The following is a 25,083-nucleotide window of genomic DNA, read 5'->3' as shown; positions in this document are numbered from 1 at the left end:
CCTTCCGACCGCCCGCCTGGCGGAGTGGAGACGCCGCTGCTGTCAGTACGGCGTGCTAGGCATGGCTTCATGCCCTCTGCCGCACCCCTGCCCCATCTGGATCTCACAGAAGCGCAGTGGCGATTCCTCGCACGATTGGCCGAGGGGTCGGTCCCGGACCCGAGCGATCGGCCGGCCTTTGTCGAGGCGCTGGCCTTGGACGGGCTAGACGCGGATCTGGCCCGAGACGACTTGCCGACGCTCCGTTGGATGAAGCTGGTCGACCTGGCCGACGGTTCGCTGGCGCTGACAGATCTGGGTGCCGCGGCCCACTTCCGGGCGTTGTACGAGTCCTCGCAGGAGCGGCTGGCCGAAATTGCCCGCCTGGCCGACATCCGCGAGGCGGTGGCCCCGCTCTTCGCACGGGCTGTGCGAAGTGTGGCTGATGGCTCCTGCTCGCTGCCAGAGGCACTGGCGGGAATGGACGAAACCCAGTGACATGCGGTTGGGGTCACGGCACCTCGTGCCCCTCGAAGAGGACATCGACCGCAGCGTGGCGCGCCTTCCGGGCAGCCGCGGCAACAGGCAACACTCCAGATGCAGTCAGCTCCGCCTCCGTGATCACGGGGCCCGCGAGAATCTCCCCCAACAGCTCGCTCTGGCGCGGTTCGAGGTCGGTGAGACGGCGGAGTACCGAGAGCAGGTCGATGAGTTCCGTCGTCCATTCGTGGGGCCAGCGCTCCGCGTGTATGTCGTCCAGGGGGCTCGTCCGCTTGCTGGTCGGCGCGGCTTTCCGGTATCCGAACCACTTGCTGACGATCTTCATGCCGCCCACGTCATAGGCCCACACGACGTCGGGAACAGGAGCGAGTGACCCGTCCCCGAGGTGGAGCGTCCTTGTCGCTGCGTCGTACTCCAGTCGATCGGGCATGCGGCTGCCGATCTGCGTCAAGTAGCGGACCTGCCGCTCGTCCCCCAATGGGAACTGCACTTCACCGGCGATCCGCCCCAGCGCGGGATCAGCGCACCGGTCACCGTAGGTCGAGGCCCACAGGATCTCCCGGCCGAGTCCGACGGCGCGTGCCCACAACGCTCCGTCTCGGGTGAGAGGTATGCGTACGCCCGGCGTCAGTAGTTCCTCGGCGAACCTCTGTGTGAAGGCGTCGTGGCCGGCCACGGCCACGACATAAGCGGCGAGGTCGGTGGCCGTGACCCCGTCCTGGTTCGCTGCGCGAGCCAGGTACGCGAGCAGTCCCGACGGCAAGTTCGGCGACCCGTCCGGGTGCAGGAGCGGCAGGATCCGGCCTCCACGGCCATTGAAGTGGTGCGTGTCCGGGACGAGGTGTGTGGCCACGACCGCAGGGCCGGAGTCGATCTCATGGGACGACTGCTGGTTGAGGAAAATCTGCCCTGCCTGGAGGGACGCCCACAGGTCGGGGCGCGGGTAGTCGAGTACGCGGTTGTCGGCGATCAGCCACTGGCGGTCGAAGCTGCGGAGGGCCGTGCGCATGAGCGCTGGGCGGACGCTTGTCTCTCGACCGATCGGCTGTATTCGATTGTCCTGTCCGGGCAGTGGGTTCTTCTTGCTGGCAAGCTTGCGGTCTCTCGTCTCCTTGAACAGCCTCGCCTTCTCAACCTGATCGGCCTCACGGATCAGAGTGGTCCATCGTCGACGCAGATCCTCCTCCGATGGACTGCTCACCCATGAGCGGTTCGAGGTGATCCCAAGCGTCCCCCATGGGAAAAGATCATCTAGCGCCAAAAAGTCTTCCCACCCAGACTGGGTATCTGGTGTGAACGGCCGCGGACTCCGGGAGTGCGCGTCACGCCAGCCGTTGTCATCGATATGCACCGCGTGCAACTGACGGAACTTGTCCGCCCGGCGGCCGGCAAGTGCCCGGTAGTGCACCCTCGCCCGGTGGTCCCCGCCCCGTTCTACTCCCGCCTTGCGAACGAATATGGAGATCGCCAACGGCTGCGCGACGCCAGGGAAGGGCCGCGTGGCAACGTCGGAGCGGTGTCCCTCCGGCGACAGGTTGATGATCCAGCCCTCGTCGCAGGTGCGGCGCAGATAGTCCCGCATGCCGCGACCGCCAGGACCAGTGGCCCAGCCTGAAGGCGTGATGAAGCAGACCACGCCGTGGCGTTCGCCGTCGTCCGCGTCGAAGACCTTCCAGGTGGCCCAACGCCAGAAGTACACGTACATGTTCTTGAGTACGTGCTCGTATCGCCCGTTGCCTGGGTAGCGAAAAGCGTCGAGCAACGGCACCTCGTCGCGGCCGGTGCGCTTCTCCACCCAGCCGCCACGGTCTTCGGCCTTGTCGTCGTACGGAGGGTTGGCAATCACGACGGTCACGGGAACGTTGGCTTTGACGTTGTTCGCTCGCCGTCGGGACTCGGACAGGGCCTCGTACGTAGAGGCCAGGTATTCATCCTCGACGAACGGGTTGTCCAGCGTGTCGGTGACGAAGAGGTTGAGGCCTCCCTCAGGTAGCGGAGTGTCGTAGCGCTTGAGCAGCTCGGAGGCCCGCAACTCCGCAACAGCGAACGGTCCCATCTGCATCTCGAACCCGTACAGCCGCGGGGCGAGGCGCGAGATGGCGTCGGCGGACATTGCCCGTCCGGAGCCCTCGGCGGCCTGCTCGGCGACCCGCTCGATGATCGTATGGAGAAAGGTCCCGGTGCCCATGGCGGGATCGACGATCCGAACGCCGTCGCTGCGGAACCCTCCGGGTTGACCGAGCCGCGTGCGCAGCACGTCCTCGGTGAGACGCACCATCTCCTGGACGACCTCGTGCGGGGTGTAGTAGGAGCCGCTCCGCTGGCGCAGCACCGGGTCATAGATCGTGAGGAAGTGCTCGTAGAGGTGGAGGTAGGCGTCACGGTTGCCGGTGCGGATGGCCGGCCAGTCCACCTGGGCAATGGTTCGGCGCAGCAGTTCCAACGTGACGGTGAACCGCTCGTTGACATTGTCGGTGAGGAGTTGGAGGGCCTTTCCCATGAGGGCGTGGTCGGCATCGAGGCGGCGGCCAATGTCGTGGAGGCCAATTCCCTCTTCAAGCACGTCTTCGGAACGGGCGAGCAGCAGGGCGAAGGTGACCGCCTGGGCGTAGCCGTCGGCGAAGGTCGCATCGTCTGCGGACGGGAACAGCATCCGCCGCCAGTCGTTCTTGAGCCCCGTGAACGGCCGGGCGCGGACATCGTCGTCCCTCTTGGACGATCGGGCCTCGGCTGACAACTGCTCAAGGACGGCAGCGCGCAGCAATCGGCAGAGCGGAGCAACGTGCTGCACGAGCCGCGCAACGCGCCTGATGGCCGGGGGCCTCCACCCCAGGAAGTGCTTCAGCAGCGCATCCAGCGCGCCCGGGTCCACCGGCGCCAGGCTCTCGCCCGCAGAGTAGAGCGATCCTGTGAAGTAGACCGTCTCGCCGAGCTGCCGACCGTCGCGGAACAACCGCCACTCGATGCCATTGGTGTACAGCAAATTGGGCAGGTTCCGCAGTTTCTCCCACTGCTCACGGTTGCTCTTGCTGAAGGTGTCGGGGTCGACCGGCAACCCCGGCTTCTTGAGCTCGATATAGCCCGCCAACTCACCACTCGCGCGGATGGCGTAGTCGGGTCGGACGCCGAGGTCGGGGACGCGGAACTCGTCGTGCCAGGAGACCTCGTGCTGCTCGTGGCGCTCGCCGACGGTTTGGAGCAGACCCTCAAGGGGCGCGCGTATGGCGGCTTCCGAACTGCCGCCGCCCGACAGTTTGACCTTGCAGGCACGTCCGAACTCCGACACGGCAGCGAGCAGCCAGCTGTCTAACCCCCCTGACATCTTCCCCCCAAGGATCGAGCCAGGGCGCCGATGGTATCTACGTACGGTCATCAGGGGAAGACAGATGGTCAACAAGCATCCGAACCGCCGGAGCACTGTGGGGGCGCACTCGCCCCGACCGGCATAGCCGGGCCGCGCCAGCACCATAATCGGCTCGTGACCATCACACGCCGAGTCCTTGAGGAGCGCGGATTCCGAGGATTCGCACCGTTCTCCCTTCTGGCGACCCAGCTACTCCCCCTCGATGGCGGGATCTACGTAGTGATCAGGACCTCCGACGCCGCACCGACGTTCCTGGTTGCCAGCACGGCGGGGTGGCGCAAGGGCAAAAACCCGGCGGTGAGTACGTCGCAGCTTGCGGCCAAGTGGGTCGAAGGCGCCGAGATCCTGTACATCGGCAAGGCGGACGCGGGCCGCGCTGCTGCCGACCACGGCCTCCGCGGTCGGCTCATGCAGTACGCCCGCCACGGCCTCGGCGGAACCAGTCACCACGGCGGCCGGTACATCTGGCAGTTGCAAGATTCCACGGACTTGCTGGTGGCGTGGAAGCCGACAACTGACAGTGATGATGTTCGTGGTGACGCTACGGGTGGGCCTGACTCGCCAACTGACTGACGTCTCGACTGTCCTGTTTGGGATTTGTCGGCCCGCCGGGCGTCACCACGCACGCGGCCGGACGGGCGCTTGTGACTTCATAGGAGCTTGGTCCAGAAGCCCCGTCACTGTCTTGTCCACCCGCCCGACCGGCGCGTGCCGCCCTCGGAACGGACACGCCACAAGGACGGACATGACCAGCATGACGCACGACGGCCCGCAGATCACCGGCGGAGTCGACACCCACGGCCTGACCCACCACGCGGCGGTGATCGACACCATCGGCCGGCACCTGGCTGACCAGGAGTTCCCGGCCACGATCCGCGGCTACCGGGATCTGCTGGCCTGGATGCGTTCACTCGGCGAGCTGGCCGCGGTGGGTGTGGAGGGCACCGGCGCCTACGGGGCCGAACTCGCCCGGGTGCTCACCGCCGCAGGAGTCACAGTCATCGATGTCGACCGTCCGGACCGCAAAACCCGGCGGATGAAGGGCAAGTCCGACCCGATCGACGCCTACGCCGCCGCGACAGCCGTACTGTCCGGGCGGGCCACCGGCACCCCCAAGAGCCGGGACGGCGTGGTCGAGGCCGTGCGCGTGCTGCGGACCGCTCGCCGCAGCGCGGTCAAGGCCCGCACCCAGGCGATGAACCAGATCCGGGGCCTGCTGGTCTCGGCGCCTGCGATGCTGCGCGAGCAGGTCGCGGGAGTGGACCGGGCCACGCTGATACGCACGCTCGCCCGGCTGCGGCCCGGCGACGACCTGTCCCGCCCGCTGACCGCCACCCGGGCAGCCCTGCGCCGCCTGGCCCGCCGCCACCAGGCGATGGACGCCGAGATCGCCGAGCTGGACGCGGAACTCGGTCCGCTGACCCGGCAGGCCGCTCCCGCACTGCTGGAACTGTTCGGCGTCGGCCCCGAAACCGCCGGCCAACTGCTGGTCTCGGCCGGGGACAACCCCGAACGTATGCGTTCGGAGGCCGCCTTCGCGCACCTGGCCGGGGTCGCACCGATCCCGGCATCCTCCGGCCGCACCCACCGCCACCGCCTCAACCGAGGCGGCGACCGGGCCGCGAACAACGCCCTGCACACCATCGTGCTCGTCCGCATGCGCTACGACGAGCGCACCCGCACCTACGTCGAACGCCGCACCAAGGAAGGCCTGTCCAAAAAGGACATCATGCGCTGCCTCAAACGATTCGTCGCCCGCGAGGTCTACCGCGCCCTGACCAGCACACCGACCGAACAAGCCACACAAACCGACCTTGCTCCTGCCGCTTGACATCTATAGGAGCATCCCCCGTAGCGAGGAGAACGCCCTGCTGGCCGAGTTCGAGACGCTGCACCACGCTCTGCCTTTCGCCAACCTCAGGCACTGACGGCTCGATGGCCCAGCCGCCCGCGGCGAAAACTGTGACTCGGCCCGGAGGGAATCCGGAAGTGAGTCTCGTAGGGGAATCCGCGCTCGCCGCGGGGCGGCCTCCCGTACTCTGCGGCAGTGAACGCCGACGACGTCGGGCTGTTACCCGCCCCTGGGGGAGGACATCGCATGCAGGATCCTTCGGACTCGATGGAGGCCGCCGAGCCCGAGGACAAGGGCCGGAGCGATACCGCCGACGCACGTGCTGCGGACAGCCCAGCGTCCCCCTCTGGAAGCGACTCGACCGCGGCATCGACGGTCCTGGTCGAGGTACGGCCGGGGATTGCTATCGCTTTCGGGGAGGTCCCCGCAGAGCTCATTGCGGAACTCACGCTGGACCCCCTGGACATGGGGCTCATATCGGTCGAGGACCGCACGCGACTGTCGGCAGCGGCCCTGGCCTCGATCGGCAACGCGGCCACAGTAGGCGGCAACCTCGCCAACGCGTTCGCCGGTGTGGAAGGCCTCTACAGACTCGGCGACACGACGAGGGCGTTTTTGAGCGCCGGCGGAGCGCTCGCGGTCAAGGACGGCGCGAATCTCGGAGCGGTGTTCGCCAAGGGCCGGATAGTCCATCAAGCCCGCTTGATCCCTGTGACAGGGGTAAGCGCGGCGGAGTTCGCGGCCGCGACCGGGCCGGCGCTGGCCATGGTCGCGCTGCAGGCGATGCTGAGCGAAGTCACCGGCCTTGTCAGGACCAACATCGCGCTGACAAGCGAAGTCCTCACGACCTTGCGCAACGAACAGTGGGCCGAACTGACGTCGCTCGTCGACACCGTCGATCGCGCGGTCAGTCGCGCGCGTGAGCTCGAATCGGTCACGGCGACCGAGTGGGACAAGGTCGCAGCCAAAGAGGACGCTCTGCGTAAGCAGCGGGAGACGTACCGGCTGAACGTCGGTGAACATGTTCGGCAGCTCGGCCGGCTGGACACGCCCAGTCGACGTGAATACCTCGAGACGAACGCCAGGGCAATTGTCTTCGACGCCCACGCCCTCCTGTCTTCGCTCAAGGCGTGGACCGGCTACCAGACGCTTCACGCTGCCCGCGCCAGGGCCGCCGGCCGCGAAGAGGCCGACGAGGCACGGCTCGTTGAGATCATTGAGCGCGAGACCAGCGAGGAGCTCAACTCCGCGCTGGCACAGACGACGAGCCTCGTCGACTCGCTGACGCGGGAGCTACGCATCATCGCCGAGCTCCCCGGACGTGCAACAGTGCCGCTGATAGGGAAGCGGAAGGACGCGAAGAAGGCCCGCCTCAGCAGTACCCACCTTCTGGAGGCGATCCAGCCGCTTGCCGACGCCCTCCATCCGCCGGCCCCTCCGCTTGAGATTCCCGAGGTCGTCTGCGCGCCCACGTCACTGGATCTCGAACGGTATCTCCGCATTCTGCGCTGGCGCATCGAGGACGGTGAAACCCTCCGTGCCCTCGGCCTCGACGCCCCCGCACGGATCGGTGCGATCATTGATGGAGCAAAGGAGAAGGTAGCGCCGGCGATGGACAAGGCGGCGGCAAGGAATTTGGTCGCCGTTACCGATCGCCGCATCATCACGGCCAAGGCGAACGCCTTCCTCGGGCAGGGCGAGATCGGTCAGGACATCCCGATCGACCGTGTGCGATACGTCCGGGCACCGGCCGCACGAGACGGAAACGGGCGCTCGGTGATCGACCTCATCACGTCCGAAGACAACCTCCGGTGGCTCTTCGATTCCGACGTCGACAGCACTCACGTCGCCGCGCTCGCCGCCGTACTGGCCGAGTCGATGAACATCCCGGACGAGGAACGAGCTCAGCTCCAACGGCCACAACTCGCCTCGCTGAAATCGGGCACAAAAGGCGAGAGCGTCGGTACGGAGTCCGGGGAACCTTCTGGATCTGAGGCCACAGCCGCCGCTGCCGAGTAACTCTCAAGCCGAGCTGCACCGCAGACGACCGCGCGCACCAATCCCTGTTGCGTGCGGTGGCGCCCTTGGTTCGGTTCAAGGCGCAGGTGCCCGGCCGGCTGCAGTTCCGCGACATCAACTGGCCGACGGCTCGCCGGCTGAGGCGGCTGGCTTCTGGCTTCCTGCAGTCCGTTGAAAGGGCGGCTACACCGCGGTGATGGTGCCGTCCGCCTCGAACCGAAGCACCCGGTGCCGATGCATGGCCGCCACTCGCTGCCGCATCTCCGCTTCGGTCCTGGCGGGGTCGGGGCCGTTCGGGTTGGTGACCCGGTAGCCGTTAAGCGGGACTTCGTCCGGGTCCGCGTCGGCGGGCGATGGGAGACCCTCCAGCACGAACCCGGCGAACGCTCGCAGCGCCTCCTCGCCCAGTTCGAGGGGGTGGAAGGCCAGAGGGTACGGCGGCTGGTCGTCGCCCCATCTCAGAACCGGCTCGACCGGATGCTCTCCCGCCCAATACGACGCCTCGAAGTCGTACGGGACGCCGATGTTCTCGACGATCCCGCCGTCCGGCGAGAGGCTGAGGGAACGCACCAGCCGGCCGTTCTCCCAGACAGCGAAGGTGAGGGCGTCCGAGACGCTGTGCATCGCGTGGAAGAAGACTCGGCCTCTGCCGGCCGCTTCCAGCACATGCTCGGGCATGGACGACGGGCGGAGGCTCATCAGACGCCGATCGCAGACGACATCCACATCCGAGAAGCTGGCCGCATAGCAAACGCCGTCAGGCGGATACGTCGCCTCCACCAGGGTCGTGCCGTCGTCGGGCTCCACAACCCAGCCCGGATACAGGCGCTGGAGCAGGTCGGCCGTCGCCGAATCGTCGACGACGCGGGCACCCCGTAGCGCGGACGGCGCATCCCCGTCCGAAAAGATCAGCAAACTTGTTTTGGCACCCATGACGCCGTCCCACTCCCCTGCTTTCGTTCCAACGCCCCGACGCTATCCGAGGGTTCTGACACGGCTAACGTCTCCGATAGCGGAAGCTCTGCGGTTGATCCGGATCCGCCCGACAACTGGCTTTGGAGGCCGCGTGACTGACCTGGCACGGCTCTTCGAGCGCGTACGTGCGCGCGCCGAGCAGGAGTCGGCTGACCTTCCGCCGCGTGTCGGCGAACAGGAGATCGCGCAGGCTGAATCCGTTCTCGGCTTCACGCTTCCACCCGTACTGAACGGGCTGTACTGCCACGTCGCCAACGGCGGCTTCGGCCCCGAGTACCACCTACTGCCACTGACCGGGAACGGGCGGACAACTGTCGCCGAGTACGGGCCACTGCGCGCAGCCTCCGACGGGTACTGGCCCCACGGTGTCCTCCCGATCCTGGACTGGGGCTGCGGCATGTACGCCGCCGTCGACTGCCTTCACCCCGACGCACCCGTCCTCCTCTTCGAACCCAACGCCGGACCGGAGGACTGGGCAGACGCCTGGTTCCTGGACTCGCCGTCACTCGCCCAGTGGCTGTCCACCTGGTTGGAGGGGACGGGTTGGTGGGAGGAGGACGGCATGGTGGCCGACGACGCACCCGAGCCCACGCCCTGGGCCGACGCTGCGGCGCGCATCGCGGCGACGCGCTGAGACGCCGCCGATGGGCTGCGGAGGGCGATGCTGGGGTTCCGCATCTCAGCGGAGCGGTTCCAGTCCGGTCAATAGATAGGCGACGTCGAGGCCCGCGGTGAGGTACTGCTCGAACACCTCATTGTTCAACGCCCAGGGCGACCGCTTCTGCCGGATCAGATCCACGGCCGCGCTCGGGTCGCTGCCCAGGTCGATCAGCGCCTGGCCGACGACCAGGCCCGAGCGGTTGTAGCCGGAGTGGCAGCGTACGAGGACGGAACGCGCTGCCCTGACGGCGGCGGAGACGCGGACGGTCAGTTGCTGGACCGCACCGATCTGGTCCGGTGCCAGCGGGCCGTCCGGGAGTTCGACGACCACATGCTCGACGGCGGGCGGCGGACCGTGACCAGCGAGGGTGAAGAGGCTCACCACGAGGTCGAACTCACCGCGCACGACCGCCGGCTGCAACTCGCCCGCTCTGTCGGTCCAGTAGTGGGCACCCATCCACAGGCAGGGGCTGATCTCACTCCACGGCTCGTCGGGCTCAGGGACGTCTCGATTTTTCTGGCGCGTCTTCATCGGCGCTCCCCTCTGGCGAGGAGAACGAGCGCCCGCTGTACAGAGGTTCCCCGCCGCTACGACTGGACGGCGTCACCTCCCCCGCTACAGGCCGAGAGACGACAACGACGAAGAGGCCCATCCGCAAGCAGCGTTGACCGCGTTGCCAGGGGGTAGAGGGTCGCTGGGGCTTCTGCGGGGAGGGGATCCGCCGGGCCATACTGACGCCGGTGCGGAGAGCAGTTTGGCCGACGTCACCTTCTCTCCGGAACGGACGACAAGACTCGGCGGGTCCGGCTGGTGTCATGGGGTCAGCGAGCGAGCTTCCAGAAAGCCGACCTCCCCTCCGACAACCGCTGACAAGGTGGGTGCGTGATACCCGCAAACGTGAGAGACGCCCCTCCACCGGTCTACGCCGACAGCGTCGACATTCCCGTACTCTTCCGCGACGGACCTGCCAGACGGCCGTATAAGAAGTGGCGCACCGCGACCGCCGGCAGGTGGCTCTCCCCAGGAGCGTTCCCAGAGTCGGACGGCTGGTATCTGCCCGCCACAACGTGGCGGGATGTCGTCAAGGCAGCCACAGAGGTAGGCCGTGACGTCACACCCTGGCTTCACCGGGCCCAGCAACTGGCGCGAAGCGAACTCGTTGCCCGAGTCGCCCCGCTCTATGCATATCTCGGTATCCACACATACGCGGGGCAATACGCCCATAACGCGGGCCGCCGCCTGACCGTCAACGCGATATACGAGCACGGGACCGAGCGCACCGCCAAGAGTGCCCTGGGCTACCGCCTGGGCATGACGATGACGGAGTGGGCCTGCCGTTACCTCATGGGCCTGGGCCAGACCTGGCATATCGAGGACGGTGGCCCCGATCCCGCCCTGCGCGATCTGTTCCGAGACCCGGCGCGGAGCCTGCCGGATCTGTGGGGCCTACACACCGGCGAGGACGCCTACTGGCTGATCGAGGCCAAGGGAGGGAACGTCCGAAAGAACTCACTTGACGAGGGTTGGCACCAGCTGAAGGAAGGCAGCAAGATCCTCCACTCCTACCAGCACAGACTGATCCTGTGCGGTGCTTCTGTTCAGCGCCAGGGAGATCTCTTCCTGACCATTGATCATGAACGGCACAGCGGCAAACCACCCTCCGCGGCACATAGGGAAAGTTCGAGCCGCCCGCAGTCGGTCGGCGTATCCGAGGACTACATCGGCAACAGCGATGATGCACTCATGGGAGCCGCCCGCACCCAGATGCTTGTCTACCTGGCCATGCGCTCCGCGCCTCGGCAGCGGGTGCGGGCGGTGGGTGTGAGTGCCGACCGGTCCACTCACCGTGCTCGATTCGGCGGCCTCACTACCCCTCTGGAGCGCGTTGGGTCCACTCAGGAGATGCGCCGGGCAGCACGCGCCAGAACCGAGAACGAGGACGCCCGCCGCGCCCTCTCCCGCAGCATGGGATTGGACGACTTCCTCAGTTACCGCATTCCCGGTACCGAGTTGCGCTTGGGCATGTCCCGGAGCTTGTTCGCTGCATGCGCGCAACTTCACCGGGAGGACGCTCTGATCGCCGAACGCACTCCCGGCCTGCGCGCCGAGGACCAGCGAGTCGCTGACGAGCCGGCCGACGAGGACCTCCAGGAGGAACGGCGGCGCAGGGAGCGGCATCTCTTCCGCGACCAGCAGGAGGAACTTCGCACCCGCGTCGCACTCCGCGTCCGGAATGCCTACGAGCAAGGCGCAGAACGGACCTGGCGGGAACTGCTGGCCAACGGGCAGGAACCCGCACTGGATCTTGAGGAGCACCCTGGGCTTCTCGAATCGGCTACGTCCGAAACCTATCTCGCGGTACGCCAGGAGGACCTTCCGTACGAGGACCGCTGAATCCCGGCGGGAGGTCCCCCCACTTCGACCGTCGTCACCTACCCCGCCGAGTACCTCCGGCTCGACCCCACCATCGACAAGCACCCGACAACGCTGTCGGCCCTATAACGGCTGACGATCTCCGCCACCCACTCCTGTCCCGTCGTGACGGAGCCGTCGGGAGTCGTCGTCATGTCGCAGAACACCAGTCCGTCCACCAGCAGTTGGTCCTCCAGCAGGGGGAACTCGGCCTCCAGCACCTCACGCAGCCCCCGCTCCTCCGCCTCCAACAGCGCGAAGGAGTGGTTCGCCACCAGCCGGCACAGCCGCTCTGCGAGCGGCCTCCCCACCCGGGCCACTACGGGCTGCACACAAGGGATACCAGGGAGGCGCGAGAAGGGAGTTGTTACCCTGAACAGCCCGGCCACTTACCGGACCCAGGGGGGATCTTGAGTGATCTGACGGCGGACACCAACCGCATTCGCGACTGCTCTCGCGAACTGCAGAGGATCTACGACGAGTTCACGGCTCACGCCGACCCTGCCGACGGCTACTCCGTGGCCGAGCTGGGAGATTCCCGGATCGCGGGCGCGTTCCACTCCTTCGGCAGCAACTGGAAGATCCACCGGGAACACCTGGCCGGCCAGATCCGGACGCTCGGCGTCGCCACTGAAGATGCGGCCGACACCTATGACGGGGTGGACAAGGCCCTTGCGGATGCGCTGCGCCGCGAAGACGCCGCCGCAAAGAAGCAGGGCCCGCCCGAATGAGGCGTCCGCCCGTTCACGAGTGGGCCGTTCTCGACGAGGACACAGATCCGATACCGGGAGACCCGGATGCCGTCGCCCTTCTCGGAGCGGCGCTCCGCGAGACCGCGGAGCGGATCTGGCGCCAGGCGGGTGAGATCAAAGCCCTCGCCTCGGTGGAATCGTGGAAGTCCAAGGCCGCCGACCGCTTCAGGGACGCCGCGGGTTCAGCCGAGGAGACCTTGCGCAAGGCGTACCACCGCTACCACATTGCCGCGCAGGCCATGGGCTCGCAGGTCCGGGAGGATAGTGAAGCAGACTGGGCGAGCGCACTCGAACGTGCGCAGAAGATGGCTGACAAGGCGCTCAAGGACGCGCAGACCGCCGACACGGACCACAAGGCTGCATCAAGCAAGATCGCGGCGCTGCCCACAGGCACCGAACCATCTGATCCGACGCTGACCGGCCTCAAGAAGCAGCAGCAGTCCGCCGCGTCAGCCCTCGGCAACGCGAAATCAGCATTGCAGGCGGCGAAGGACGTACGGGACAACGCCGCCAAAGCCGCCGAGCAGCGCATCCACCGAGCCATCACTCACGACGGGCTTCATGACAGCCGGTGGGACAAGGTGAGTCATTCCGTGGGTGATGCCCTGTCCGATGTCGGTCATGCGCTGGAGGATGTCGGCGAGACCGCGCTCTCGGACCTCGCCTCGATCGGCAACGCGATGGCCCACGACGCGGGCGCCGTGATGGAGGTCCTCGGGGGCATCGGGTTGGCCACCCTCGGGGCCGGCGGTGAGATCGGCGGGGTCGTTCTCGACGCCACGGGCATCGGCGCGCTTCTGGGCGTTCCCACCGCTGTGGTGTCGGCAGCGGCTATCACGGGCGGGCTGAGCCTCGCCGGTCTCGGCGCGAGCACCATCGCCCACGACGCGGCGGGCCCGGACCGTGTGAACATGACCTCCGACGGGGGGTCGGGCGGCGGGGGCGACTGGGACCCGTCCGCGACCGAGTCGCACACGGGCCCTTCGAACGAACCGAATCCTGACGCCGCCCCGCGCGGGCGCCGGACTCCGATCAACGACGGCGATGCCCCGGAGAACAAACTGGCGCTGCAGCGTGAGAACGAGTCGGCCGATACCCTGGCAAAATCGGGGTACGACGTGGAGCAGAACCCCGATATTCCAGGTGACAAGAACCCTGACTACCGTGTGGAAGGCCAGGTGTTCGACAACGTCGCTCCCTCGACGGGAAACCCTCGCAACATCGCCAGCAGGATCTCCCAGAAAGTGGAGGACGGCCAGACCGACCGCGTTGTGGTGAACCTCGCCGACAGCTCCGCAGACGTCGGGAAACTCCGCTCCCAGCTTCACGACTGGCCGATCGACGGGCTGAAAGAGGTCATCGTCATCGACAAGCAGGGCAACGTCCTGCATCTGTACCCGTAGAACCATCGAGACGGACACATCTGACATGGCAATTTCCCACAGCTTCAGCATCGCCACGACAATGCCGACGGCAGAGGTCGCAGGAGTGCTGAAGGATCGCGGTGCCGACAAGGGCCTGCTGGCGGCAACCGTGACGCCCGAGCTTCTGCTCGACCCCGGGGCGGTCTCGGAGCACGGCACCTGGATCCGGGTCGTCGCGACCCGCCCCCAGCCGTGGAGCCCGCTGATCACAGACCTCGGTATCACCCCGAGCGTGCGGGTGGCGTTCGTGTTCGACAAGGAATCCGACTTGGCCCGCCAGGAGGACGACGTCATCCAGTTGGTGACCGGACTGCTGGAACACGTTCCTGGTGACGCCGTACTGGAATACCACGACGAGATCATCTGGCTACTCCGGCGCAATGGCGACCTGAGCTTGAATGAGAGGGACGACCTGTGGTCCCCGCGACGCCTCGCTGAGGTTCGGCAGCCCTACCGCCGCGCAACGTACGCTTTTTCAGAGGAGTGATGGTGAAGAGGTCTTCGATACGATGAGTTCCGACGACGCGTCTGACGGTATCCGGTTCGCAATAACGCCTACCGGAGCGATATCTCAGATCTGGTTCAGAACTGGCTCCTCACATGTCGCTCCTGAAGCGGGACTATGGCGAGCCGACGATCGTGTTGCCGGCCTGTTCCTGGGACACGCGGCGCTCTTCGCGGACTTCCTCGGGGTGCCATCAGGGATCGGCAACATCGTCAACGGTGAGTGCCCTGTCGACGGCTCCCTCCTCGACGCGTTCTGCGTCGCTTCTCTTGCCGAGTACGGTGCGACGGTTCAAGGGATCCAGCGCGCGCTGACAGTGGGATTCATCGCCACAGCCCTCGTCCTGCTGGACCGAGCCGGACGACCGGTCCCCACTTGCGTCGCCCCGGAACAACAAGCTGCGTGGGCCGCTCTACGCGATCAGCACTCCGCCGTCATGCCGCGCTGAGGCAGGAGCAGGAACACCGGAGCCCCCTCCGCGGTTCCCGTACGGTCGCCGTTTCACGGGGCCGTGCGACCGCCGGGATATGGGCTGCTTATCCCCAAGGCCGAGAACTGCATGCGGACCGTCACAACCCAGCAGCGAGCCCATGGACTGGAAGGGTGAGCGGACTCAGCTGAGCTCACAGCCGAGCGCGGCCAGAATGCCAGCCTCCTGCTCGGGATCCATGCCGTACTCGGCCCACCGTGGGTGGTCAACCGGCCGCCCGTCAGCCTGGAGCCGCGCCCAGGTGTCCTCCACGGTCTGGGCCAGCGGCCGGCAGGCTGGACCGCACCGATCTGGTCCGGCACCAGCGGGCCGTCAGGCAGCTCGACGACCACATGCTCGACGTCGGCAGGCGGGCCGTGCCCGGGGAGGATGAAGAGGCTCACCACGAGGTCGAACTCACCGCCCACGACCGCCGACTACAACTCGCCAGTTCTGTCGGTCCAGTAGTGGCCGCCTATCCACTTGCAGGGACGGATCTCGTTCCACGGCTCATCAGGGCCCAGGGACGTTTCGACCTTTCTGGCGCGTCTTCATCGGCGCTCCCATCCGACGAGACGAACGACTGCCCGCTGTAAGGACGTTCCCGCCGCCGTGACTCGCTGGCGTCACCTCCTCCGCCGCGGGCCGAGAGACGGAAAGGGCGCAGGTCAAACCGAGGATCCCTGGGAGCCATATGGGAGCCGAACCGCCCCCCGAGCCCCTACGAGACCTCCCCAGGCCCATCCAGCCCAACCCTCTGACCTGCGGCAACGTCAAACGCCCAGCTAGCGACCCCCGTTCGACGGCATTCGGGACGAAGAGGCCGTGGGTTCAAATCCCGCCACCCCGACCCAGGTCAGAGGCCCTGCAGGATCATCCTGCAGGGCCTCTGGCGTACCCGTACAGCAGCGAAGTACAGCAACCGTGCTGGTCAGCGCTCCGGCTACAACTCGTTCGGCTCCCACGGTCCGGCCTGCCTAGGACGTTGCGCGGCACCAGTCTGGCTGCTTTCAGACATTTTCCTCCCCGAAGCGCCCGGTGCCGGACTTGTTCCTGCTTTCCAGTAGCCAGGCAGGCCAGGCATGAGGAGGATCGGCACCCGTTGGCTTGGTGACGGGAACGAGCGCCCGGGGGGGCAATGTCCACGACCGAAAAATCCTCGATTTTCGCAGTACCGGCTGTGCCGATCGGCCCGGCGACCGAGGGACAGTCCGATGAGTACACAGGACGCATCACCAGGCAGTTATGCGCAGCGGCGTACGTGCGGCCTGATCGGTTGGCGAACGTCCGGAGCTGGGTGCTCGCGTTACGTGCGCAGCTGATCGCTTGGGTACGGAAGCGCCTGCACTTGAAACCCGTGGCTGCGCCGAAAGCCTCGTCGCCAGAGAGCGAACCTGCGGCGCCGTCGGTAGTGCGCGGGCCGGACTACGCGATGTGGGTACGGAAGCGGATCACCTCACAGGCCCATCGGATACCGACGCACGCCTTCGATCAAGGACCCGTCCTGCGGGTCTGTGACATGGCCATCCGACAGGTGCGAAGGCGTACCGCCACCCTGACCGCGGTGGTGCTCGGTTCCCTCGGCTTAGCGATCATGGGCTGGCTTCCGAGCGGGACGGCAGCCATCCTCGCGCTGATCGGCTGCTGGCTCGTCTACCTGGCAGACAGGTACACCGCCCAGCAACGGTCCAACGCGCTCCTCTCCGGCGGCCTGCCCTCCGCGCCATCCGACCCACAGAGTCCCGCCCTCCCCTATGTACGCGAGGCGGGCCGTGGCGGGCCGCGTGATCGATTCCTGGGCGCCGGCCTGAACGCGTGGCAGGAGGCGGTGATCGGTATTGACGTGGAGCCGGCTCCCGAGAGCCAGGATGACGACGAGCACGCTACCCCGTTCGTTCCAAGGCCGAAGGCCGGATCGAAGAACGAGGATGTCGCCGCAGCGGTCCTCGCGGCACTCTCGCAGCACGGTAAGCGGACCAGTGCGCGCAAGCCGATGAAGCCCTTCCGGGACACCGACCTGCACGCCTACATAATTAAGCGGCTGTCTGACCCCGCACCCACGCATGACCGCCTCCACCCGAAGCTCCTCATCGACGTCATCGGCATAGCCGGCATCTCTCGAGATCGCTGGGCAAGGCTGGATGACGACGCCTGGCGCGGACTGGCATCCCTCGCGGCGAACGACAAAGTGAGCAGTCTGCCGGGCACCGACACCGCCCGCCGCTACGTCTGGGCTCGGATCACCGACTGGAACGGCGAGCTGGTCGCATCTGTCCTGGTCCACTTCGCCTACGCCGGCGGCTTCCTACGCGTCACCGTCCGGCCGCACATCATGGCGCCGCTCAACCCCGCCGTCGACGGGCTGAGCGCCACCGCACCGCTGACGTTCCGGTGGCTGAGCCGAGCCGCCCTGAACGCCGTGGGCGACATCGCCGTAGGAGTCAACCGGCTGCTCCGCCGCCGCACTCCCCGGCCAGTCCCCGAACTCGGCGCGGATCCCGGGCCGGTCAGCCTGCGGGAGGTCTACAGCCTGCGCCGGATCGAGGACATGCACATGAACGACGACGCCCGCTACTACGTCCAGATGATGCAGCGCCGTGTCTTCGACTCCACGGAGATATTCCTCCGCGACCACAACGTCGACATCGCCGCCTACACGCAACAAGCCACCGCGATCTACAACTTCGGCGTCATGAACGGCGGCACCATGAACGGAGCCGTTCAGGCAGCGCCCTTCTCCAACGACGCCCAGATGAGCTAGGAGTCACCATGCCCCTCGGCCGCAACCACCCGGACTCCAACCCCAACGGCGCCAACTTCGGCATCATCAACAGCGGCTCGATCAACGGCCCCGTACAGGCCGCCGCCTTCTCCTCGAACGCCTCACAGACCAATCACATCGCGCCCGGCGCAGTGGACCGCGCCCAGGACAGCATCACCGACCTGCGCCAACGCCTCGAAGCTCTCCGCCTCCACCACCCCGAAGCCGAACAAGCCCTTCGCGCTCTGGACGCGATCAGCCCGCGCCTCGCGGCTCCCGACAGCGACCCAGGTGCACTGCGCTTCATGCTCGAAACACTGACGACCACATGTGCCGCGATCCCTAGCGTCGTCACCGCCGCCGAAGCAGTCCACTCAGCCGTAACAGCCCTCATGCCAGCCCTCTGAACCTACCGCGGGCCCCGCCCGTCCTCGCCGCCGATCCTTCGGCGCCCACGCTCCAGCTCCCGCTCGCGCTCTGGACCATCGCCCTGCCACTCGTAGCGAACATGACGGGTCTTTCCTGGACCAACGGCTGCAACTTGGCTGCAGGCCTTGAACCCACCGCCAGGTCCGAGTCCAGAAAGCCGTTACCGTAACGCATATGCGGTCCTCGGCGCAGGCGCTATGCGCGCACCGGCGAGCTGTTCAGCCAAGCCAGCATCGTGTGGAGGCGCTGGCGGTGGTAGGGAGGTGGTGGCGGGTCGGCCACCATCAGCTCCCGAACCAGGTGCTCTGTGATCTTGGGCGACAAAGACTGCGACACGTCCTCAAGTAAGATGAAATTCGTGCCATTCGAGGAGCCACGTACACTCAGCAGAAAACGCCAGATTTCGCGCGCTATTTCCTCATAACCACATGAAGCGAATGCCCTCGCCAGGCCTCGCTGGTCGTCCAAATCCAGAGACTGGTGACGACAAACGCGTTCGGCAAGATGGACCAGTTCACCTTGGTCACCAAGGGCCAATAGCGTATAGATGGCACCTGCCACATCGGAGCTGTTGGCATCCGGGAACTCAAGAAGGCGCTCGGCAATACGCACGCTCAATTCATCGAGTTCCGGAGATGCTTCTCGGATGATGGACTCCAGTACGCCCCTGGCCCAGCCGCTTGTGAATACCGTTCCATTCAGCTGTGACGTCATTACTTCTACAGCACGTTTGCTGTCCACCTTGAGAAGTACTTTCGCCGCCAGACTGTACTGTCGATCCTTCATGATGGAAGACTGTAACGCGAGCGTGGCCACGCGCGCCGCTTCGCCGACGTGACCGGCGTTCAGTAGAATTTCGGCGTATCTGACTCGCGCGTTAAGGTTCAACCGGGTGCCATCGCCGATTAGCGCACGGAACTCATTCAGGGTCGCTCCCTCGTGTGCCGCAACCCAGAGCCCAATGATGATCTCCGAATTGGTAGGAGATTCACCATCACCCGAGAGCTGGGATTTTACCCATTCATGAACTGGGTAATGCACGCCGGCTTCTGTCATCGCCTGAAGCAACAGTGCCTGACGCCATGATTCACAGCCTGATTCCTGCGCTCGAGCGAGGAGCCTTTGAGCGGACTCGGACACCGCTGCTCCCTTGATGCGCAGCAGCACGTTCATGGCTTCCCCATGACTCGTCGTAAAGGGCTCGGCTTCCACGACCTCAAGGGCCAGTTCTGAAGCCGCGGTCAACGCACCAGCCTGCTCCAGCGCCAAAGCGAGGGCCAGTCGGCCTGCATGGTCGAAGGACGGGCGGTCACGGCCGAGTCGGACGATCTCAGCCGTGACTTCGGGCAAGAGGCTGGAGTCCAGCCAAGCGACAACTGCCCTCCTTAGGTCGTCCTTGTCCGCCAGTGGGTCGTCGAGGGTACCGCGAGCGGCACGCCGCAAATCCTCATCTGCTCCGAGTGCCCGGTACGTCTCCGCCGCGATGGTCGATTCCCATGCCCCCGCGTCCGGTTCGGCGAGAAGGTCATCTACGCGAAGTCGTACCGCTTGGCGTGCATATTCGTTCAGTTGCTGAGCGAGTTGCGCCGCCTTGGGCAACAGTCCATACATGAGCTCGAGTATTGGCATGAGCAACTGGGACGTGATCGCCGGATCCACGAGTCGATTGAGACCAATAAGCGCGTGGAATCGCTGCGTTGAAGTTAGCTCCATCGCGGTGGCGAGATCTTTCAGAATCCCTGCCGTGTCGTATCGTGTACCCAGAGCCGACAGGGCGTCCACCGCAGTCTGGTATTCTTCGCTGTCGTTCCGAAACACACCGACCACAAGACGCACGACCCTCGTGCAGCGCTCTTCATTAACCTCGATTCCCTCGACTATGAGCGAGGCTGCAAGCAGCGACCGCTCGGGATAAGGATGGGTCAGGATTCGGTCGATAAGCAGGTCAGTGGAGCAGTCCACGCGGCTCGCCCATCGGCACAAGACGAACCGCGACAATGTCTGGTCCGTGCCCTCGCTAGCCCGCCGGATCCAGGCCTCAAGTCCCTTGCCATCTGCCGGTATCTCTCTGGCGTACTCCCACGCCGCTAGATATTCAGCGAAACTTTGGTGTAGGAAACGGAATTGGTCACCGGCCACCACTAGCAGCCCTGTGTCAGCCAACGCAGCGGTCAGGTCGTCCTGCCAACCAGTCGGCAACGCCGATCTGGCCGAATGCCGTTGCAACACTTGGTCACGTGCGGCTTGGGCAAGGTCCACTTCCCCTTCCGTTTGCAGTCGGGCCAGCACCCGAACGAGATCATCGACCGACCCTGCGAGCCAGGACGGGAACCGGGACCACGGCCCTCGGTGATCCGAACTGCCGCCCCGCCCAGCAGGCCCAAGCGGCCCGCGCCGCAGCCGCAGTCGTCGCACCCCATCCGCGGCTACGTGCTGGGCGGCGAGCAGTCGATCCCGGAGACCGGCGTGGCGGCCGAAGGCGCCTGGTCGGGCGCGGCAGCGGCGCTTTCGCCGGGCCCGAAGCCGCCGGTGAGGACTCGCAGCAGTCCTTCGATGCCCCGCAGCAGCGTCTCGCCGGCCACGACCGGGTCGCCGAGGTAGCCGGCGCTCATCGCGCCGTCGCGGAGCATGACGAAGTGGCGGCCGGCGTGCTCGGCCCTCGCGGGCGCGATGTCGGCGAACAGCCCGGTGATCGTCTGCAGGAACCACTCACGGTGCTGCACGACGGCACGGTGGACGGGGTGGTCGGGGGCGGGGAATTCTGCTGCCGCGTTGAGGAAGGCGCATCCGCGGTAGCCGGGCGAACGGATCTGCCCGACCAGGGACGCGCCGATGGCCCGCAGGATGCCGTCGGGGGGCGTGTCCGCCGTCATCAGGGAGCCGATCTGGCTGCGGATCGCCTGGTCGACGCTGCTGATGTAAGCGACGGCCAGGTCTTCCTTGCTGCGGAAGTGGCGGTAGAAGGTGGCGTTGGTGACCTTCGCCTCGGCGACCAGGCGGTCGACGCCCACCGTGTGGATGCCCTCGGCGTAGAAGAGCTGCCCAGCGGTGCCCAGGAGCCGTTCCCGCGCTGCGGAGACCCTCTTGCCGGTGGCGGTGCCGGCTTCCGTCTGCGTCATGCCTTCCACCATAGCGGGTAGAACGCTCTCTCTTGTTTTGGCCGCAGAGGTGTGTCAGGCTCCAGACGAGAGAGAGCGTTCTCTCTGTATCGAGGTGAAGGTTTCCCGTGATCCGTCCTGCCATCCGACCCGCGCTCCGGCCTTCGCCGCCGCATCACCAGAGGCCGACCTCCGGGCCGAAACCGACCGTCGTCTTCGTACCCGGCGCGTTCGCCGAGCAGGCGGACCGCGGCACCATCCGCTGATTCGCCCCGCCGCGACCGACACTCCGCCGCTCGACCCGCGCGACCACACCAGTCCCGTTCGACCCATCCCCGCACTCACTGGAGAATCCCCATGGCATCCGCCGTCACCACGGAGCATGCGATCCCCGGCACCGTCCTGCCCCGGCTCTACGTCGTCCGCTTCGTCTTCGCCGCCGCGTGGGCGGTGCTGCTGCTGGTTTCCGGCTCCGACCTCACCGCCGGGGTCAAGGTGCTGCTGTTCCTCTACCCCGCCTTCGACGTGGCTACGGCCGTCGTCGACGCCAGGTCGGCCGGCGCCGACGGGCCTGTCAGGGGCCTGTACCTCAACATGGCCATCAGCGCGCTCGCCGTCGTCGCCCTCGCCGTTGCCAGTGCCTCCGGCACCGGTGACGTCCTGCGGGTATGGGGCGCCTGGGCCGTCGTGTCCGGCCTGGTCCAGCTTCTGGTGGGCATCGCCCGCCGCCCGATGGGCGGGCAGTGGGCCATGATCGCCAGCGGCGGCATCTCCGTCCTCGCCGGCACCTCCTTCATCCTGAGCGCTTCCAAGGCCGACCCCTCGCTGAACGCCCTCGCGGGCTACGCCGTACTCGGTGGAGTCTTCTTCCTCGTTTCCGCGATCCGGCTCCACCGGTCGGCCCGCAGGGGCTGAGCCGTGTCGGTTCCGGGCGGCAACCAGGGCCCGCGGGCACGCACAGGCGGATTCCTCGGCGCCTCTCTTCCGCGCGCGTCGCGGCTACGGTCCCAGGTCGCGCGCAGTTCCACGGCTCCAGCCGGGCCGGAAGTGGTGAGGAGTGGCAGCCTGCCGTCCGCGCGTCTGGGTGCGAGCTCCGTCAGGTGTCGCGGAGCGCGGTGCGGGTGCCGTAGCCGACGGCCCGAGTTCCCGCGCTCGGCGCAGGGGGCCCGGCTCGCGGCTCCCCGTGAGGCGGGAGCACGAGGATGATGTCCGCGTGATGCGAGACCTGCCGCCGTTGCCGTTGCCCCAGTACGCCGTGGTCCGCATCGGCTGCTCACCGGAGGTGCCCGCTGAGATCGCCGCCGAACTGCGGCAGATCGGCGTCCCGGCAGGGCTGATCGGTTACGAGTACCGGCCGCTGACCGAGGCGGCAGTCCTCGGCGGCCTCGACGAGAGCGGGTTGGTCGCCTTCGGGACCAGCGGTCTGTTCGGACACATCGCCATTGACGTGGCTTCGCGTCGCATCGTGCACATGCCCACAACCGCGTCCTCGACCGTCAACCACGTGAACAGGGACCTCGGAGCCTTCCACCGGTGCGTCGCGGCGGCCATCGCCCGTTTTCCGTTCTACGAAGAAGGCGAGGACGACAGATTCGACGAGGCAGCGGACGACCTTCGCGAGCTTCTCGCCAACCTCGATCACACCGCGCTCGCACACAACGGGCTCTGGGAGACCCTGTGTGACGACGTCGCGATGGGCGACTACGCGAACTGGGCGGACTGAGGCACGTCAGCTCTCCCGTATCAGACCCGTGGCCGTCGGGCAGCCGTCGACCAACTTGCGGCGGCACGAGCTCCTTTGAGGCAACGCTTCACAGCACGGGTGATCTGCCTCAGGTCCGCAGCGGCGAGGCTGCCGCAGCCCACGCCGCCTCGCGCTCAGGGCCGAAGTGCCGTCGCGCTCTCCCGCAGCTGCGCGTGCAGTCCGCGGTGGGTCTCGCGGGCCGGCAGCCACTCCTTGCGGATCTTGGCCACGCACGTGTAGTTGGTGTCGCAGACATTCGCCAGCGGTGACTCGACGGCCTGGGTGGCGAACTGGTACGCGTCCAGTTCGCTGAAGCCGTAGTCGCGTACCAGCCACTGGACCAGGTCGAGTTGGGAGATGCGGAACGCGTCCTCCAGCGGGCGTGCCGAGCCGGTCGAGATGATGTGCGTGTCCGACTCGATGCGCGGCCACGGGGTGGTGTGCCCCTTGAGCAGCTCGACGATCACCACCGTGTTCATCGCGCACTCGACGGCCACCCCGCAGGTCTCCCCCTCGCCCTGCCGGGCGTGCCCGTCGCCGAGGCTGAGCAGCGCGCCCTCGACGTTCACCCCGAGGTAGCAGGTGACGCCTGAACGCATCTCGGGGGTGTCCATGTTGCCGCCGTGCGCGTCCGGTACCAGCGCCGAGCGCACCTCCAGGTTGGCCGGGGCCACACCCACCGTGCCGTGCATCGGGTCCATGGGCAGCTCAAGCTCGATGTCACTGTCGTGCGCCCGGAACAGCGCCGTGCGCCGCGCCCGGTCCAGCTGCCAGATCCAGACGGTCTCGGGAAGCGGGGGTTGCAGGGTCGCCGTGGTGTGGGTCGAGGTGAGCGCCCCGAACAGCGGGACCGTGGTGGACGCCGCCCAGTCCCGCGCCGGCTCGATCGACACGAAGTGCACGGCGACCGTATCGCCGGGCTCGGCTCCCACGACGTGGAAGGGGCCGGTCTGCGGGTTCAGGAACGGGAACTCGCACACCTCGGACACCAGGTCCTTCTCGGACCGTACGCGCCCGGCGAAGCAGTCCTCCGTGTACAGGTCGAGAACCGTGCCGGGCTCGATGCGGGCCACGGGCGGCGCACCGCCGAACGTCCAGGCGTACTCGTCCGGTTGGGGCCGGACGGTCAGGATCCGGGGGTAGCTCATCGCTGCACTGCTCCCATTCTGGCTGAATCCGCGGATGTGCTCGCAACAAGTACACCGGTGCACTTGGCCGGGGTGAAGGCCATTCTGCATTCATGAGTCCGGCGTGGCGATGGACCGTCCCACTCCTGGTCCGGCACACGCGGGTGAAGTCCTCCTTTGCCCGCCACGGCTGGGGCCGCGGCGCGCACCGGGAGTGAAATCCCCTACGCCCGCGACCGGCCGGCCCCGATAATCCCCTCATGGACCCGATCGACGCCGCGCTCGCCGTTGTCGAGGAACACCATCCCGACGCGCGGGCCGCCTTCCTCGGCGGCAGCGTCATCACCGACCGCCGTACCGCAACCTCCGACCTGGACATCGTGGTTCTGCTGCACGGCGCTCCAGCGCCCTACCGGCTCAACGTCCACCGCCATGGCTGGCCGGCCGAACTGCTGGTCCACACCGAGGAGTCCTGGCACGGCTTCGTCGAGCGGGAGGTACGCGACGGCAGTTCGCCGCTCATGTGGATGTGCGCGGAAGGCGTCCTGCTCCTCGACAACGACGGCGTCGGCGCGCGTACCGGTGCCTACGCCAAGTCACTGGCCGCCGCCGGCCCTCCCGCCCTGCCCGTCGAGGAGATCGAGGACCGCCGCTACGCCCTCACCGACCTCCTGGACGATCTCGCGGGCTGCACCGAGCAGGGCGAACGCCTCTTCATCTGCACCGAACTCGCCCGCCGCACCGCCGAACTCGTCCTGGCGCTCAACACCGCCTGGAACGGGGGCGGAAAGTGGCTGTCCCGCCGCCTCGACGCCACAGCCCCCGGTCTGAGCACGCGCCTGCACGACGGGGTGCAACAAGCCCTCGAAGGCCGCACGAAACCGCTGGTCGCCGTCGTGGACGAGGTGCTCGACCGGGCCGGAGGCCGGTTGTGGGTGGGCTACCGGCGCAGCGGCACCCCGCGATGACCCCGCTGACCCCGGCGACCACGTGACCCACGGTGTCGTACCC

General features: G+C 67.0%; 21 protein-coding genes and 1 pseudogene. 15 read left to right on the top strand and 7 right to left on the bottom strand.

The genetic code is table 11. From position 1 onward, the window contains the following. Window positions 1-249 precede the first annotated feature (249 nt). The gene (locus tag OG702_RS20260) at window positions 250-477 is read left to right on the top strand and encodes a hypothetical protein (RefSeq protein ID WP_327290314.1); all 228 of its coding nucleotides are present in this window, start codon (window positions 250-252) and stop codon (window positions 475-477) included. Window positions 478-490: 13 nt separating this feature from the next. On the opposite strand, the gene OG702_RS20255 is transcribed toward OG702_RS20260, so the two are convergent. Beyond that, the gene (locus OG702_RS20255) at window positions 491-3,766 is read right to left on the bottom strand and encodes a type ISP restriction/modification enzyme (protein ID WP_327290313.1); all 3,276 of its coding nucleotides are present in this window, start codon (window positions 3,764-3,766) and stop codon (window positions 491-493) included. A 192-nt stretch (window positions 3,767-3,958) separates the two neighbouring features. Here OG702_RS20255 and OG702_RS20250 point away from each other — a divergent pair, with 192 nt between their 5' ends. From OG702_RS20250 to OG702_RS20240, 3 genes are all read left to right on the top strand, one after another. After that, window positions 3,959-4,417 (top strand): hypothetical protein, encoded by a 459-nt coding sequence (locus OG702_RS20250; protein WP_327290312.1) that lies wholly within the window; start codon window positions 3,959-3,961, stop codon window positions 4,415-4,417. A gap of 181 nt (window positions 4,418-4,598) precedes the next feature. Then, window positions 4,599-5,675, top strand: a complete 1,077-nt coding sequence (locus OG702_RS20245; protein ID WP_327293072.1) for an IS110 family transposase — start codon at window positions 4,599-4,601, stop codon at window positions 5,673-5,675. A 216-nt stretch (window positions 5,676-5,891) separates the two neighbouring features. Beyond that, window positions 5,892-7,715, top strand: coding sequence for a hypothetical protein (locus OG702_RS20240; protein WP_327290311.1), 1,824 nt, complete (start codon window positions 5,892-5,894; stop codon window positions 7,713-7,715). Window positions 7,716-7,898: 183 nt separating this feature from the next. Here OG702_RS20240 and OG702_RS20235 read toward each other — a convergent pair whose 3' ends face one another. Continuing rightward, window positions 7,899-8,648, bottom strand: a complete 750-nt coding sequence (locus OG702_RS20235; RefSeq protein WP_327290310.1) for a DUF6928 family protein — start codon at window positions 8,646-8,648, stop codon at window positions 7,899-7,901. 133 nt (window positions 8,649-8,781) lie between these two features. Between OG702_RS20235 and OG702_RS20230 the strand changes: the two genes are divergently transcribed. Continuing rightward, window positions 8,782-9,324, top strand: a complete 543-nt coding sequence (locus OG702_RS20230) for an SMI1/KNR4 family protein (RefSeq protein ID WP_327290309.1) — start codon at window positions 8,782-8,784, stop codon at window positions 9,322-9,324. A gap of 45 nt (window positions 9,325-9,369) precedes the next feature. Here the strand turns inward: OG702_RS20230 and OG702_RS20225 are convergent, their stop codons facing one another. After that, a complete protein-coding gene (locus tag OG702_RS20225; RefSeq protein WP_327290308.1) occupies window positions 9,370-9,882 on the bottom strand; it encodes a protein-tyrosine phosphatase family protein in 513 nt (170 codons plus the stop codon). Window positions 9,883-10,662: 780 nt separating this feature from the next. Here OG702_RS20225 and OG702_RS20220 point away from each other — a divergent pair. Continuing rightward, window positions 10,663-11,745, top strand: a complete 1,083-nt coding sequence (locus tag OG702_RS20220; RefSeq protein ID WP_327290307.1) for a hypothetical protein — start codon at window positions 10,663-10,665, stop codon at window positions 11,743-11,745. 83 nt (window positions 11,746-11,828) lie between these two features. On the opposite strand, the pseudogene OG702_RS20215 reads toward OG702_RS20220, so the two are convergent. Continuing rightward, window positions 11,829-12,056, bottom strand: a pseudogene (locus OG702_RS20215) (metal-dependent phosphohydrolase); the annotation flags it as partial. Window positions 12,057-12,173: 117 nt separating this feature from the next. Between OG702_RS20215 and OG702_RS20210 the strand changes: the two are divergent. From OG702_RS20210 to OG702_RS20185, 6 genes are all read left to right on the top strand, one after another. After that, on the top strand, window positions 12,174-12,494 hold the full coding sequence (locus tag OG702_RS20210; protein WP_327290306.1) for a hypothetical protein: 321 nt from the start codon (window positions 12,174-12,176) through the stop codon (window positions 12,492-12,494). Next, window positions 12,491-13,918 carry a hypothetical protein gene (locus tag OG702_RS20205; protein WP_327290305.1) on the top strand — a complete coding sequence of 476 codons (1,428 nt, stop codon included), beginning with the start codon at window positions 12,491-12,493 and terminating at the stop codon, window positions 13,916-13,918. The genes OG702_RS20210 and OG702_RS20205 overlap by 4 nt, the downstream gene beginning before the upstream one ends. Window positions 13,919-13,943: 25 nt before the next feature. After that, window positions 13,944-14,426, top strand: coding sequence for a SitI3 family protein (locus tag OG702_RS20200; RefSeq protein WP_327290304.1), 483 nt, complete (start codon window positions 13,944-13,946; stop codon window positions 14,424-14,426). Window positions 14,427-14,448: 22 nt separating this feature from the next. Continuing rightward, window positions 14,449-14,892, top strand: coding sequence for a DUF6086 family protein (locus OG702_RS20195; protein WP_327290303.1), 444 nt, complete (start codon window positions 14,449-14,451; stop codon window positions 14,890-14,892). 1,159 nt (window positions 14,893-16,051) lie between these two features. Continuing rightward, window positions 16,052-17,674: a hypothetical protein gene (locus OG702_RS20190; protein ID WP_327290302.1), complete on the top strand. Its 1,623-nt coding sequence runs from the start codon at window positions 16,052-16,054 to the stop codon at window positions 17,672-17,674. Window positions 17,675-17,682: 8 nt separating this feature from the next. Further along, window positions 17,683-18,081: a hypothetical protein gene (locus OG702_RS20185; RefSeq protein ID WP_327290301.1), complete on the top strand. Its 399-nt coding sequence runs from the start codon at window positions 17,683-17,685 to the stop codon at window positions 18,079-18,081. 217 nt (window positions 18,082-18,298) lie between these two features. On the opposite strand, the gene OG702_RS20180 is transcribed toward OG702_RS20185, so the two are convergent. Both OG702_RS20180 and OG702_RS20175 read right to left on the bottom strand, forming a co-directional pair. Further along, a complete protein-coding gene (locus OG702_RS20180) occupies window positions 18,299-20,392 on the bottom strand; it encodes a hypothetical protein (RefSeq protein ID WP_327290300.1) in 2,094 nt (697 codons plus the stop codon). A 137-nt stretch (window positions 20,393-20,529) separates the two neighbouring features. Further along, window positions 20,530-21,222, bottom strand: coding sequence for a TetR/AcrR family transcriptional regulator (locus tag OG702_RS20175; protein ID WP_327290299.1), 693 nt, complete (start codon window positions 21,220-21,222; stop codon window positions 20,530-20,532). A 336-nt stretch (window positions 21,223-21,558) separates the two neighbouring features. Here OG702_RS20175 and OG702_RS20170 point away from each other — a divergent pair, with 336 nt between their 5' ends. Next, window positions 21,559-22,116, top strand: a complete 558-nt coding sequence (locus OG702_RS20170; protein WP_327290298.1) for a hypothetical protein — start codon at window positions 21,559-21,561, stop codon at window positions 22,114-22,116. A 301-nt stretch (window positions 22,117-22,417) separates the two neighbouring features. Next, window positions 22,418-22,924 carry an SUKH-4 family immunity protein gene (locus OG702_RS20165; protein ID WP_327293301.1) on the top strand — a complete coding sequence of 169 codons (507 nt, stop codon included), beginning with the start codon at window positions 22,418-22,420 and terminating at the stop codon, window positions 22,922-22,924. Window positions 22,925-23,079: 155 nt separating this feature from the next. On the opposite strand, the gene OG702_RS20160 is transcribed toward OG702_RS20165, so the two are convergent. Further along, the gene (locus tag OG702_RS20160) at window positions 23,080-24,093 is read right to left on the bottom strand and encodes an acetamidase/formamidase family protein (RefSeq protein WP_327290297.1); all 1,014 of its coding nucleotides are present in this window, start codon (window positions 24,091-24,093) and stop codon (window positions 23,080-23,082) included. A gap of 239 nt (window positions 24,094-24,332) precedes the next feature. Between OG702_RS20160 and OG702_RS20155 the strand changes: the two genes are divergently transcribed. After that, window positions 24,333-25,040, top strand: a complete 708-nt coding sequence (locus OG702_RS20155) for a nucleotidyltransferase domain-containing protein (protein ID WP_327290296.1) — start codon at window positions 24,333-24,335, stop codon at window positions 25,038-25,040. Window positions 25,041-25,083 lie beyond the last annotated feature (43 nt).

This window comes from Streptomyces sp. NBC_01198 (assembly GCF_036010485.1).
In the GTDB taxonomy this organism is placed as follows: Bacteria; Actinomycetota; Actinomycetes; order Streptomycetales; family Streptomycetaceae; genus Actinacidiphila.
This window is presented reverse-complemented; position numbering and strand designations above follow the sequence as displayed.